The organism is Streptomyces sp. NPDC001515, from assembly GCF_053597115.1.
The window spans coordinates 263,456-275,984 of record NZ_JBSFHN010000003.1 but is presented as its reverse complement, the minus strand read 5'-3'; the positions used below and the strand labels follow the sequence as shown (position 1 = coordinate 275,984).

15 protein-coding genes are annotated in these 12,529 nt (G+C 73.4%); 9 read left to right on the top strand and 6 right to left on the bottom strand.

Features of this window, described 5'->3' with window-relative positions; genetic code table 11:
- Nucleotides 1-8 precede the first annotated feature (8 nt).
- The 5 genes from ACWCXC_RS06400 to amaP all read left to right on the top strand — a co-directional run bounded on the left by ACWCXC_RS06400 (nucleotide 9) and on the right by amaP (nucleotide 2,404).
- Nucleotides 9-497, top strand: a complete 489-nt coding sequence (locus ACWCXC_RS06400; protein WP_383649347.1) for an Asp23/Gls24 family envelope stress response protein — start codon at nucleotides 9-11, stop codon at nucleotides 495-497.
- A gap of 89 nt (nucleotides 498-586) precedes the next feature.
- Nucleotides 587-778: a hypothetical protein gene (locus ACWCXC_RS06395; protein WP_450682686.1), complete on the top strand. Its 192-nt coding sequence runs from the start codon at nucleotides 587-589 to the stop codon at nucleotides 776-778.
- Nucleotides 775-1,137 carry an Asp23/Gls24 family envelope stress response protein gene (locus ACWCXC_RS06390; RefSeq protein WP_450682687.1) on the top strand — a complete coding sequence of 121 codons (363 nt, stop codon included), beginning with the start codon at nucleotides 775-777 and terminating at the stop codon, nucleotides 1,135-1,137. The genes ACWCXC_RS06395 and ACWCXC_RS06390 overlap by 4 nt, the downstream gene beginning before the upstream one ends.
- On the top strand, nucleotides 1,134-1,820 hold the full coding sequence (locus ACWCXC_RS06385; protein ID WP_450886969.1) for a DUF6286 domain-containing protein: 687 nt from the start codon (nucleotides 1,134-1,136) through the stop codon (nucleotides 1,818-1,820). The genes ACWCXC_RS06390 and ACWCXC_RS06385 overlap by 4 nt, the downstream gene beginning before the upstream one ends.
- Nucleotides 1,817-2,404, top strand: coding sequence for an alkaline shock response membrane anchor protein AmaP (amaP, locus tag ACWCXC_RS06380; RefSeq protein ID WP_450886967.1), 588 nt, complete (start codon nucleotides 1,817-1,819; stop codon nucleotides 2,402-2,404). Before ACWCXC_RS06385 ends, amaP begins: the two co-directional genes overlap by 4 nt.
- 215 nt (nucleotides 2,405-2,619) lie before the next feature.
- Here the strand turns inward: amaP and ACWCXC_RS06375 are convergent, their stop codons facing one another.
- From ACWCXC_RS06375 to ACWCXC_RS06350, 6 genes are all read right to left on the bottom strand, one after another.
- Nucleotides 2,620-3,375: an SDR family oxidoreductase gene (locus ACWCXC_RS06375; protein WP_450682690.1), complete on the bottom strand. Its 756-nt coding sequence runs from the start codon at nucleotides 3,373-3,375 to the stop codon at nucleotides 2,620-2,622.
- Nucleotides 3,376-3,379: 4 nt separating this feature from the next.
- The gene (locus tag ACWCXC_RS06370; protein WP_450682691.1) at nucleotides 3,380-5,191 is read right to left on the bottom strand and encodes a glycoside hydrolase family 15 protein; all 1,812 of its coding nucleotides are present in this window, start codon (nucleotides 5,189-5,191) and stop codon (nucleotides 3,380-3,382) included.
- 106 nt (nucleotides 5,192-5,297) lie between these two features.
- Nucleotides 5,298-6,101, bottom strand: coding sequence for an SURF1 family cytochrome oxidase biogenesis protein (locus ACWCXC_RS06365; protein WP_450886964.1), 804 nt, complete (start codon nucleotides 6,099-6,101; stop codon nucleotides 5,298-5,300).
- 71 nt (nucleotides 6,102-6,172) lie between these two features.
- Nucleotides 6,173-6,406, bottom strand: a complete 234-nt coding sequence (locus tag ACWCXC_RS06360; RefSeq protein WP_450682693.1) for a hypothetical protein — start codon at nucleotides 6,404-6,406, stop codon at nucleotides 6,173-6,175.
- Nucleotides 6,407-6,469: 63 nt separating this feature from the next.
- Nucleotides 6,470-7,474, bottom strand: coding sequence for a DEDDh family exonuclease (locus tag ACWCXC_RS06355; protein ID WP_450682694.1), 1,005 nt, complete (start codon nucleotides 7,472-7,474; stop codon nucleotides 6,470-6,472).
- 29 nt (nucleotides 7,475-7,503) lie between these two features.
- On the bottom strand, nucleotides 7,504-8,160 hold the full coding sequence (locus ACWCXC_RS06350) for a TetR/AcrR family transcriptional regulator (protein WP_450682695.1): 657 nt from the start codon (nucleotides 8,158-8,160) through the stop codon (nucleotides 7,504-7,506).
- A gap of 112 nt (nucleotides 8,161-8,272) precedes the next feature.
- Between ACWCXC_RS06350 and ACWCXC_RS06345 the strand changes: the two genes are divergently transcribed.
- The 4 genes from ACWCXC_RS06345 to ACWCXC_RS06330 are packed head-to-tail and all read left to right on the top strand — an operon-like array spanning nucleotide 8,273 to nucleotide 12,507.
- Nucleotides 8,273-9,073: an acetoacetate decarboxylase family protein gene (locus ACWCXC_RS06345; protein WP_450682696.1), complete on the top strand. Its 801-nt coding sequence runs from the start codon at nucleotides 8,273-8,275 to the stop codon at nucleotides 9,071-9,073.
- Complete coding sequence (locus ACWCXC_RS06340) at nucleotides 9,070-9,954, top strand: SDR family NAD(P)-dependent oxidoreductase (protein WP_450886960.1); 885 nt, start codon at nucleotides 9,070-9,072, stop codon at nucleotides 9,952-9,954. The genes ACWCXC_RS06345 and ACWCXC_RS06340 overlap by 4 nt, the downstream gene beginning before the upstream one ends.
- Before the next feature lie 49 nt (nucleotides 9,955-10,003).
- Nucleotides 10,004-11,284: an amidohydrolase family protein gene (locus tag ACWCXC_RS06335; RefSeq protein ID WP_450886958.1), complete on the top strand. Its 1,281-nt coding sequence runs from the start codon at nucleotides 10,004-10,006 to the stop codon at nucleotides 11,282-11,284.
- A complete protein-coding gene (locus ACWCXC_RS06330) occupies nucleotides 11,281-12,507 on the top strand; it encodes an amidohydrolase family protein (RefSeq protein WP_450682699.1) in 1,227 nt (408 codons plus the stop codon). Before ACWCXC_RS06335 ends, ACWCXC_RS06330 begins: the two co-directional genes overlap by 4 nt.
- Nucleotides 12,508-12,529 lie beyond the last annotated feature (22 nt).

The window sequence follows — 12,529 nt, the reverse complement described above, 5'->3', positions numbered from 1 at the left end:
GAACGGCGATGACCGAGACTCCACAGCGCAACCGGCCCGAGAACCCCGACAAGGACGCCTCGGGCGGCGACAGCAGGAGCACGTTGACCAAGCGCGGCGGGGGAGCCCCGGCGACCCGCGGCCGGACGACGATCGCGGACGGCGTCGTCGAGAAGATCGCCGGAATGGCTGCACGCGATGTGGTCGGTGTGCACGCGATGGGCAGTGGTCTCTCGCGGACCTTCGGAGCGGTGCGCGACCGGGTGCCCGGCGGTTCGAAGTCCGTCACCCGGGGAGTGAAGGCCGAGGTGGGCGAGTCCCAGACGGCCCTGGACCTGGAGATCGTCGTCGACTACGGCGTGTCGATCGCCGATGTGGCCCGCGATGTGCGGGAGAACGTGGTCGCGGCCGTCGAGCGGATGACGGGTCTCGAAGTCGTCGAGGTCAACATCGCGGTGAGCGACGTGAAGCTCCCCGACGACGACGATGACGACGAACCCGAGCCGCGTCTCCAGTAGTTCCCCGTGCGGTAGGCCCCCGGGCAGTTGTCCGTCCGGCGGTTGTCCGTCCAGCAGTTCTCCGTCCACGGCAGTTGAGGAGCGCACAGATGAGCATGGCGGTGGTCGGCATGGTGGCCGGCATGGCGCTCGGGTTCGCCGGGTACTTCGGCGGCTTCGGGGCCTTTCTGCTGGTCGCCGCGTTGGGAGCGGTCGGCTTCGTCGTCGGCCGCTTCCTGGAGGGCGACCTGGAGTTCGGCGACTTCTTCCGGAGTCGCGAACGCGGCGACCGACGGCGGTGACGGGCGTGCCGGGGGCCGGCGGCCGGGTGGCCGCGGCGGAGCGCGGCGAGACCCGGATCGCCGACCGGGTCGTGGCGAAGATCGCCGCGCAGGCGGCGAAGGAGGCCGTGGACGCGCCGGCGAAGGAGGCCGCGTCGCCGCGCGCCACGGTCACGGTGCACCGTGACACCGCCCGCGTACGAGTGAGTCTGGAACTGGCCTACCCCAGCGACATCGGACGCCAGTGCGGTGCCGTGCGTCGCCGGGTCGCGGAGCGGGTAGAGGCGTTGGCGGGGATGGAGGTGCCCGAAGTGGCCGTACAGGTCGAGCGCCTGCACCCCTCAGGAGCGAGCCTCGCGGCGCAGGGGAGGATCCGATGACCGAACCCCGCAGTCCCGACCACGACGGCCAGGGACCGCCCACCACCGGACCGCGCGAGCACGGCGGCGTGCTCGAACTGGACCAGTCGGCGTCCTCCGCGGCCTACGACCCGGTCCCGGCCAAGGACCGCCCGGCCGGCCCGGCGGGCCGCTTCTGGTCCGCCCGCCGGATCCCGGCCGGCCTCACGGCCCTGGTGATCCTGGGCGGAGCCGGACTGCTCCTCTACGACGTCGCGGCGGTCCGGGCCGACCGTCCGGCGATGAGCTGGCGCCGCTCCCTCGCCGACCAGCTCGCCGAACGCCGCCTGGACGACGTGTGGGTGCTGACCGGCGCCGGCGTCGCCGCCGCGCTCGGCCTCTGGCTGATCGTCCTCGCGCTCACCCCCGGGCTGCGCGATCTGCTCCCGATGCGCCGGGACCGGCCCGACGTCCGCGCCGCCCTGGACCGCACCGCCGCCGCCATGGTGCTGCGCGACCGGGCCGTCGAGGTGGCCGGGGTGCAGTCCGTCCGGGTCCGGATGGGCCGGCGCAAGGCCGGGGTGCGGGCCGTCGCGCACTTCCGCGAACTCGATGACGTACGGGCCGATCTGGACACCGTGCTCTCCGCCGGCATCGGGGAACTGGGACTGTCCAGACCCCCGAGCCTGTCCGTCCATGTCCGCCGACCGGCGCGTAAGGGGTGAGCGGCGTGCTCAGGACCGTCAACCGGGTGCTGCTCGGGCTCGCCGGACTGGTACTGGTCTGCGTGGGCGGCGGCGTGCTGGCCGCCGGCCTCGGACTCTCCGTGCCGTCCTGGTGGCCCTGGTACGGGAAGAACGACGTGCTGCTCAGCGAGGCCGACCGGGACCGCTGGCGCTCCGAGGGCTGGTGGTGGCCGGTCGTGATCGCCGTGCTCGCCGTTGTCGTGGTGCTCGCCCTGTGGTGGCTGCTGGCCCAGCTGCGCCGGGCCCGGCTCTCCGAGGTCCTGGTGGACAGCGGCGACGGCGAGGGCGCGCTGCTGCGCGGGCGCGCGCTGGAGGGGGTGCTCGCGGGAGAGGCGGGCGCCCTGGACGGCGTGGCCCGCGCCCAGGCCGTGCTGACCGGCCGGCGCAGTACGCCCGAGGCCCGGATCCGGCTCCTGATGGAGCCGCACGCCGCGCCCGACGCGGCGCTGGTCCGGCTCAGCGACGAGGCCATCGCCCATGCCCGGGACTCGGCCGGACTGGACCGGCTGCCCGCCGAGGTGCGGCTCAAGGCCGTCAAGCACCGGGCGGAACGCGTGAGCTGAGGCGCGGCGGGCCCACGGCGGCGCGCAGGGAGCCCGGAGGGGCCGGACGACGACATCGCCCGGCCCCTCCGCTGTACCAGGCCGTTCGGCGACCGGCCCGGAAGCCATGCACGGCTCCTGGGCGTACCGGCTTCCGACCCGGAAGCGGTCCCGGCCGCTCCGCCGTAACGGTTCCCGAAGCCGTGCCCGGTCCCTGTCCCGTCACGGATGCCGGCTCAGAAGCCGTGGCCCGCCCCGCCGTCGATCGGGAGCATGATGCCCGTCAGATACGAGGCCGCCGGGGAGAGCAGGAATGCGGTGGTGCGGCCGAACTCCTCCGGGGTGCCGTAGCGGCGCAGCGGGATGCCCGCCTCGTTGGCCGTGCGGGAGGCCTCCGCGTCGCCGGACAGCGCGTCCAGCTCCCGGACCCGGTCGGTGTCGATGCGCGACGGCAGGACGCCCACGACGCGGATGCCGCGCGGGCCCAGCTCGTCGGCGAGCGACTTGGCGAAACCGGCCAGCCCCGGGCGCAGCCCGTTGGAGATGGTCAGCCCGGCGATCGGCTCGTGGACGGAGGCGGAGAGCACGAACCCGATGACGCCGCCCTCGCCCAGGGCCGCGGCCGCCGCACGGGCCAGCCGCACCGCGCCCAGGAACACCGATTCGAAGGCCGACCGCCACTGTTCGTCGGTGTTGTCCGCGAGGAAGCCCGGCGGCGGGCCGCCGACGCTGATGAGGATGCCGTCGAGCCGGCCGAAGCCTTCCTGCGCGGCCTCCACGAGGCGCTGTGCCACCTCCGGGTCGGCGTTGTCGGCGGCGAGCCCGACCGCTTCGGGGCCCAGCTCCTCGGCGGCCTCCCGCACGCTCGTCCCGTCGCGGCCGGTGATGATCACACGTGCCCCGTCGGCCACCAGCGCGCGGGCCGTGGCGTTGCCCAGCCCGCGGGTGGCTCCGGTGACGATGTACACGCGGTCCTTCAGTCCAAGATCCATGGTCCTATCCTGCCGTCTCGTCCCGGGCCGCGTGCTCGGCGGCCCGTGCCTCGGCGAGCGCGACCGCCGTGCCGACGAGTCCGATGTGGCTGAACGCCTGCGGGAAGTTGCCGAGCTGCCGCCCGCTCGCGGTGTCGTACTCCTCGGCCAGCAGCCCCACGTCGTTGCGCAGGGACAGCAGGCGTTCGAAGAGCTCGGCGGCCTCGGCGGGGCGGCCCGTCAGCAGCAGCGCGTCCGCCAGCCAGAACGAGCAGGCCAGGAACGCGCCCTCGTCCCCGGGGAGTCCGTCGACGGAGGCCCCCTCGGTGCTGTAGCGGCGCACCAGCCCGCCGCTGCCCAGCTCCTCGCGGACCGCGTCGACCGTGCCGACTACCCGGGGGTCGTCGGGCGGCAGGAAGCCGGTGCGGACGATCAGCAGGGTGGAGGCGTCCAGGTCCCGTGAACCGTACGACTGGGTGAAGGTGTTGCGGACGGGGTCGTAGCCCTTCTCGCAGACCTCCTGGTGCACGGCGTCGCGCATCGCCCGCCAGCGCTCGGCGTCCCCGGAGAGCGAGGGGTCCTCCTCCAGACTGCGGACGGCCCGGTCGGCGGCCACCCAGGCCATCACCTTGGAGTGCACGAAGTGGCGGCGCCGGCCGCGGATCTCCCACAGCCCCTCGTCGGGTTCGCGCCAGGTGGACTCCAGGAAGCCCAGCAGGCTCAGCTGGAGGCTCCAGGCGTGCGGTTTGTCGCTCAGTCCGGCGTCCCGGGCCAGCCGGAGCGAGTCGATGACCTCGCCGTACACATCGAGCTGGCGCTGGCGGACGGCGGCGTTGCCGATGCGGACCGGGGAGGAGTGCTCGTAGCCGCGCAGCCACGGCAGTTCCGATTCGGGCAGCCGGCGCTCCCCGGCCAGGCCGTACATGATCTGGAGGTCGGCCGGGTCCCCGGCGACCGCGCGCAGCAGCCAGTCCCGCCAGGAGGCCGCCTCCTCCAGATAGCCGGCCGAGACCAGCGCGCCGAGGGTCAGAGTGGAGTCCCGCAGCCAGCAGTAGCGGTAGTCCCAGTTCCGTACGCCGCCGATCTCCTCCGGCAGCGAGGTCGTGGCGGCGGCGACGATGCCGCCGGTGGGTCCGAAGGTGAGGGCCTTGAGCGTGATCAGCGAGCGGATCACCGCCTCCCGGTGGGGCCCCTCGTACTTGCAGCGCGCCGACCATTCGGCCCAGTCGGCCAGCGTGTTCTCCAGCGCCTCGAAGGGGTCCACCAGATCGGGGCGCGGCGAGTGGGAGGGGTGCCAGGTCATGACGAAGGCCACCCGTTCGCCCGCGGCGACGGTGAAGGAGGAACAGGTGGAGAACTGCTGGCCCCAGGTCTTCACCGGCGGCTCGCTGCGCAGCCACACGGAATCGGGTCCGGCGACGGCCACCCGGTGCCCGTCGGACCGGCGCATCCAGGGCACGACCGAGCCGAAGTCGAAGCGCAGCCGGATCACCGAGGACATGTCCACGGTGCCGCTGACGCCCTCGACGATCCGCATCACATCCGGTTCGTGGTCGCGCTGCGGCATGAAGTCGATGACCTTGACCGTGCCGGTGCGGGTCTCCCAGTAGGTCTCCAGGACGAGGGAGTCGCCCGCGTAGGCGCGCCGGGTGCAGTTCTCGGCGCCCTTGGGGGCGATCCGCCAGTGCCCGTTCTCCTCGTCGCCGAGCAGCGCGGCGAAGCAGGCGCCCGAGTCGAAGCGGGGCAGGCAGAGCCAGTCCACAGAACCGTTCTTGCCGACCAGGGCCGCGGTCTGGAGATCGCCGATCAGGGCGTAGTCCTCGATACGTGGAGTCACGTTCAGGCGTGTTCCCGAACCTGGGCTCCGCTAAGCAGGGACGGTACGAGGAGAAACCGGGAGCCACCCCGGCGGAGGCCGGGCGGGGGAGCCCGGCGCGGAGGGGTCAGGTCTGGGCCGGCTCGGGCTCGGTCGTCTCCGCCCGGTCCGCGGCCTCGGCGGCGGCCGCCGCCCGGTCGCGCTTCTCGCGCCGGGCCAGCACCACGAAGCCGACCGGCACACCGGCCGCGAACAGCCACCACTGCACGGCGTACGCCATGTGCGGGCCGATCGAGCTGTCGTCCGGGGCCTCGATCAGCTCGGGACGGTCGCCCTTCGGCTCCGGCGCGGTCTGCTCGATGTAGCCGCCCAGCACGGGGCGGGAGAGCAGCTCGGCCTGCTGCGCGCTGTTGATCAGCATCACCTGGCGGTCCGGCAGGTCCGCGAGGTCCTTGATACCGCTGCTGCCCGTCGTCTCGTCGGCCTTGAGCCGCCCGGTGACGGTCACCTCGCCCGCGGGCACCGGCGGCACCTCGGGGAAGGCGTGCTGGTCGGACGCGGCCGGCACCCAGCCGCGGTTGATCATGACCGTGCCGCCGCCCCTGAGGTCGAAGGGGACCAGCACATGGACGCCGATGCTGCCGTCCGTCGCCGTCCTGCGGCGCACCACGACCTGGTGCTTCGCGTCGTACGTCCCGGTGGCCGTCACCGTGCGCCAGTAGTCCGCGCGCGGCACGGTGTGGCCGGGGGAGGTGAGCGAGGAGACCGGCACCGGCGGAGCCTTGAGGTTCCGTGTGATCAGCGCGTTCTGCGCGACCTTGTGCTCGTGACGGTGCAGCTGCCAGAAACCCAGCTCGACCATGGTGGGGATCAGCACGAGGGCGATCAGGGCGAGGATCAGCCACTGCCGGGTCAACAGGAAGCGGTACACCCCATGACCGTACAACTGCGGCATGGGGTGCATCGCGGAGGGGGTGGGGGAAGGGGCCGGGCGGCCGGTGCTCAGACCTTGTCGACGATGCCCACCTGCCCCTCCGCGCGGGCGCAGTGACCGCCGCAGAACCAGTGCCCGTCGACCTCGACGCCCTGGCCGATGATCTGCACCCGGCAGTGCTCACAGATGGGCGCCATGCGGTGGATGGCGCAGGAGAAGCAGTCGAAGACATGAATCGCGCCCTGCGCGTGCACCTCGAAGGACATCCCGTAGTCGTTTCCGCAAACCTCACAACGTGCCATGCGCCACAGGGTGGGACGCGCGGGCGCGAGGGGCGAGCGGCGGGCGGGCGCGTCGCCCCCGGTTCACTCCGATGACGGCGTCGGTCCCGGCACCTTCGGCGCCGGGGCCACGTCCCGCAGCAGATGGGTGAAGGCGCTCTCGTCCAGGATCGGGGTGCCGAAGGACTTGGCCTTCACCGTCTTGGACGTCGCCGCGTCGGGGTCGTTGGTCACCAGCAGGCTCGTCAGCCGGGAGACGCTGGTCGCCACGTGCAGTCCCGCCTCGACGGCCCGGTCCTCCAGCAGCTCGCGGTCGACGGAGGTGTCGCCGGAGAACGCCACCCGCATGCCCTGCATCAGCGGCTTGTCCTTCTCGTACCGCCCCGGGTTCGGATACGGGCAGGCCGGGCGCTTGCGCGCGGGGCGCCAGCTGTTCCGGGCGGCGTACGCCGGCTGGTAGCCGACCTTCGGGGTGACGGGGGAGTCCGACCACTCGGTCAGCGGGCGGCACTCCAGCAGCGGCAGCCGCACCCCGCCGCGCGCCGCCGCGTGCAGGCTCGGGCGGAACGCCTCGGCCAGCACCCGGGCGTCGTCCAGCGCGTGGTGCGCGTGCTGCTGGACCACGCCGAAGTGCGCGGCCAGCGACTCCAGCTTGTGGTTGGGCAGCGGCAGCCGCAGCTCCTTGGAGAGCGCGATGGTGCACAGCCGCTGGCGCACCGGGGCGACGACCGCCGCGCGCGCGTACTCCCGGGCGAGCATCGACCAGTCGAAGGCGGCGTTGTGCGCGACGAGCACCCGGTCCGCCAGGCGTGCGGACAACTCGGCGGCGATCTCCGGGAAGAGCGGGGCGCCCTCCAGTACCTCGCTGGTCAGGCCGTGGATCCAGACGGGGCCGGGATCGCGCTCGGGGTTGACCAGCGTGTACCAGTGGTCCTCGACCTCGCCCCGGGCGTCCAGGCGGTAGACCGCGGCGGACACGATCCGGTCGTCCCGGGCGAGTCCGGTGGTCTCCACGTCGACGACCGCGTACCCCTGCGGGTAGGCGGTCGGCCACGGTGCTGCGGTCTGGCGGTCGTCGAGCATGGTCACAGAGAATACGGGCCGCCACCGACACTCCCCTATTCGGCCGTCGCCGCCTCTCCCGCGACCGGTGCCTGCGCACCGGCCAGCAACCCCTCCACCAGGGCCCGCAGCGAGGCCGTGAACAGCCGGTCCGGATCGGCCGGACGGGCCAGGGCGCGGGCCAGCGCCGGGTCGCCGTCCGCCGAGGAGGCCCCCCACAGTTCGCCCTCGTCGGGGGACTGGACGGGGGACCGCTCGCGGTTGCGCTCCACCAGCAGGAAGCCGACGGTGTGGAACTGCACCGCCCGGACCGCCTCCGCCGCCCGCACGCCGCGCAGCCCGGCGGCATGCGTCTCGTGGACGAGCGCCCGCTGCGCCGGCAGGAACATCCGTTCGGTCAGCCCCCGTTCGTGGACCATCGCGATCAGATGCGGACGGGCCCGCAGCTCGCGGCGGAGCGCGCGGGCCACCGAGACGATCCGGGCGGCCGGGGTGCGGCCGGCCGGACGCAGGGTGCCCAGCTCCCGGACGGTCCGCTCGACCAGCGCGTCCAGCAGCGACTCCCGGTTGCCCACGTGCCAGTAGATCGAGGTCACCGCCGTGCCCAGCTCGGCCGCCAGCGCGCGCATGGTGAGCGCCTGCGGACCGCCGCGCCGCACCAGCTCCGACGCGGTGGCCAGGACCTCCTCACGGGTCAGTGGCGATCGCCCCACGGTCTCTCCTGTCTCCCGGACTCCGGTGCGCGCACGGCTCTTTACCCTTCACGGACTCCGGTGTAACTGTGTTACAGAACCCGGCACGGACAACCGAGAAGGGTGGCACCGCATGGCACGTGTACGGTACGGCGCGCGCACCGAGGCCGAGATCGCGGCGGCCCGCGAGGCCCGGTCCGCGCTGCCCGACATCTGGTCCACCGGCGTCACCGCCGTCTGGGAGAGCGACCCCGACGCCGTGGCGGCCGTCCTCCCGCCGCCGCTGAAGCCCTCCGCCCGCCCGCTCGTCCGGGCGAGCATCAGCACGGTCGATCTGCCCGGCTACCCCCTCGGCGCCGGATCCGTCTCCGTCGCGGCCGTTCACGACGGCCACGAGGGCTGGTATCCGCTGGTCATGCCGATGACCCACGAACGGGCCCTGACCGGCGGGCGCGAGGTCTTCGGCGAACCGAAGAAGCTGGGCCGGGTGGAGGTCGAACGCGACGGACTCGTCGTCCGGGCGGTGCTCGGCCGCCACGGCATCGACTTCGTCGAGGTGCGCGGGGCCGTGGCCGAGCCCCTGCCGCTGCCCGGACCCACCACCAAACTCGACTTCTACGTCAAGTTCCTGCCCGCGGTGGACGGCGACGGCTTCGAGTCCGACCCCGTCCTCGTCCACTGCACCCGCCACGAGAAGGTCCGCAGGCTGGAGCGGATCAGCGGCGACGTGGTGCTGCGCGACTCGGTGTACGACCCGGTCGCCGACCTCCCCGTGCACCGCGTTGTTTCCCTCACCCTCGGCGAGAAGACCAGCGACCAGCGGGGCCGCGCCGTGGAGCGGATCGCCCCCGAGGCGCTGCTGCCCTACATGCACCAGCGCTACGACGACCCCCAGCAGATCCACGACGGCCCGCCGCGAGGGAGCGTCCGATGAGGCTCGAAGCCGGACAGACCGCCGTCGTCACCGGCGCCGCGAGCGGGATCGGCCTCGCGATGGCCCGGCGGTTCGCCGCCGAGGGCCTGTCCGTGGTCCTCGCCGACGTCGAGGAGGGCGCCCTGCGCAAGGCCGCCGACGCCCTGGGCGCCGAGGGCGCCCGGGTGCTGGCCCACCGGACCGACGTCGGTGAACGCGCCTCCGTCATGGCCCTCGCCGACGCCGCGTACGACACCTTCGGCGCCGTGCACGTGCTCTGCAACAACGCGGGCGTCGGCTCCGGGGCCGAGGGCCGGATCTGGGAGCACGAACCCAACGACTGGGCCTGGGCGTTCGCCGTCAACGTCTGGGGCGTCTTCCACGGCATCCAGGCGTTCGTCCCGCGCATGCTGGCCGGCGGCGGCCCCGGACACGTCGTCAACACCTCCTCCGGTGACGGCGGGATCGCCCCGCTGCCCACCGCCTCCGTCTACGCGGTCACCAAGTCCGCCGTCGTCACCATGACCGAATCCCTCTACGCCCATCTGCGGGCGGAGGACGCCGCCGTCGGCGCCTCGGTCCTCTTCCCCGGCCCGCACATGCTGCGCACCGGCCTGTGGGAGTCGTACCGCAACCGCCCCGAGCGGTACGCCAAGGAGCGCCCGCGCCGCACCCCGTACCGCAGCCTCGACCAGTGGGAGGCCGCCATGCGCGCGGCGGGCCGCGCGGTGGAGTTCACCCCCGTCGAGGACGTCGCGGCGACCGTCGTCGACGGCATCCGCGCCGGCCGCTTCTGGATGCTGCCGGAGAGCGAGCACAGCGACCGGCAGATCCGGGCCAGGTCGCAGTCGATGCTCGACCGGTCGAACCCGTCCTATCTGGAGCGTTTCGTACTCGACTGACCCAGGGGCCTTCCGTACGGACGGCGCCCGACCGACCGAGGAGCGTGCGATGAGCGACGACGACCCGTACCTGATCATCTCCTCCGACTGCCACGCCGGACTGCCCACCGAGGAGTACCGGCCCTACCTCGACCGCCGCTTCCACCGCGCCTTCGACGACTTCCTGGCCGGCCGCGACCGCCGCCGCGAGGAGATGACCCGGCTCGGCGTACGCAACGAGGCCTTCGCCGAGAAGTGGTTCCGGGACAACGAGGAGGGGCTCAGGGGCGGCTGGGACAGCGCCCGGCGGATCAAGGAACTCGACGCCGACGGGGTGGCCGCCGAGGTCGTCTTCCCCGACGCCGACGCCGTGGACAGCCGCACCGCCGCCCCCTTCGGCGTCGGCCTCGGCCTCTCCGGCGACCAGGACCCCGAGCTGGGCATGGCCGGGGCGCAGGCCCACAACCGCTGGCTGGCCGAGTTCGTCTCCGCGCATCCCGAACGCCACTGCGGGGTCGCCCTGCTGCCCGTCACCGGCGAGGTGGACCGGGTCGTCGCGGAGATCCACCGCGCCAAGGAATCCGGCCTCGGCGCCCTGATGATTCCCTCCATGTGGGTGGACAAGGCCCCCTACCACGAACGCCGTTACGATCCCGTCTGGGCGGCCGCCGCCGAGACCGGCATGCCCGTCGTCACCCACTCCGGCGCCGCCCCGCGCCACGAGTACGGCGACCACCTCGGCATCTACGTCTCCGAGGTCACCTGGTGGCCCTCCCGGCCGCTCTGGTTCCTCCTCTGGTCCGGCGCCTTCGAACGCCACCCCGGGCTGAAGTTCGGCGTCGCGGAGTCCGGCTGCTGGTGGCTGCCCAACCTCCTGTGGTTCATGGACCGCCTCTACCTCGGCGCCCACGGCGGCAAGAAGCTCTCCCCGTTCGCCGAACTCACCCGCCCGCCGCACGAGTACCTCGACCGCCAGGTGTTCGTCTGCGCCACCAACACCAAACGCCGCGAACTCGCCCAGCGCTACGAGATCGGCGTCCGCAACATCCTCTGGGGCAGCGACTTCCCCCACCCCGAGGGCACCTGGCCCCGGACCGCGACCTGGCTGCGCGACACCTTCCACGACATCCCCGTCACCGAGACCCGGCAGATGCTGGGCCTGGCCGCCGCCGAGGTCTTCGGCTTCGACACCGACCGGCTCGCCCCGCTGGCCGCCCGGATCGGCCCCACCCCCGCCGACCTCGGCCAGAGCCCCGACCAGAGCGCCGTCGAGGCGTCCTGGGCCCGCTCCCGCGAGACCGGCCGGCACTGGCTGACCGGCCACGACTTCCCCGTCCTGGGGGCGTCATGACCGCCCGCTACACCGTCATCTCGGCCGACTGCCACGCCGGCGCCGACCTCCTCGACTACCGGCCCTACCTGGAGTCCGCCTACCACGACGACTTCGACGCCTGGGCCGCCACCTACGTCAACCCGTACGAGGACCTGGTCGCCGACACCGCCGACCGCAACTGGAACTCCGCGCGCCGCCTCGCCGAACTGGAGGCGGACGGCATCGTCGCCGAGGTCGTCTTCCCCAACACCATCCCGCCCTTCTTCCCCTCCGCCTCCCTCATGGCCCCCGCCCCCACCCGGGAGGAGTACGCACGGCGCTGGGCCGGGCTGCGCGCCCACAACCGCTGGCTGGCCGACTTCTGCGCGCAGGCGCCCGGCCGCCGCGCCGGGGTCGCCCAGATCCTCCTCAACGACCCCGAGGAGGCCGCCCGCGAGGTCCGCCGCACCCGGCGGGCCGGCCTCACCGGAGGCATCCTGCTCCCCGGCGCCCCGCCCGGCTCCGGCCTGCCGGAGCTGCACTCCCCGGTCTACGACCCCCTCTGGGCGGCCTGTGCCGAACTGGACGTCCCCGTCAACCACCACGGCGGCTCCGCCTCCCCGCCGCTCGGCGACGAACCGGCCGCCCGCGCCGTCTTCATGGTGGAGACCACCTGGTTCTCCCACCGCGCCCTGTGGCACCTGGTCTTCGGCGGGGCGTTCCGCCGCCACCCCGGACTCCGGCTCGTCCTCACCGAACAGGGCTCCGGCTGGATCCCCGGCGTCGTCGAGATGCTGGACTACTACCACGGCCGCCTCGTCGCCGCGGCCTCCCGGGCGGCCACCGCCGAGGCGAAGTTCGGTGCCGGACTCGCCGGTTCCATGGGCGCCCGCCCCAGCGAGGTCTGGCGCGACCACTGCTTCGTCGGCGCCAGCTTCATGCGCCCCCACGAGGTCCCGCTGCGCGACCGCATCGGCCTCGACAAGATCATGTGGGGCAGCGACTACCCCCACGACGAGGGCACCGCCCCCCACAGCCGCGAGGCCCTGCGGATCGCCTACGCCGGACTCCCGCCCGAGGAGATCGCCGCCATGACCGGCGGCAACGCCGCGCGCGTCTACGGCTTCGACCTCACCGCCCTCGACCGGATCGCCGCCCGCGTCGGTCCCACCGTCGAAGAGATCGCCCGGCCCCTGGAGGAGATCCCGGCCGGCGCGACCAGCCCCGCCTTCGCTCCCGGTGGGTCGGTACGTGTCTGGTGACGGGGGCGGATGAGACCATCCC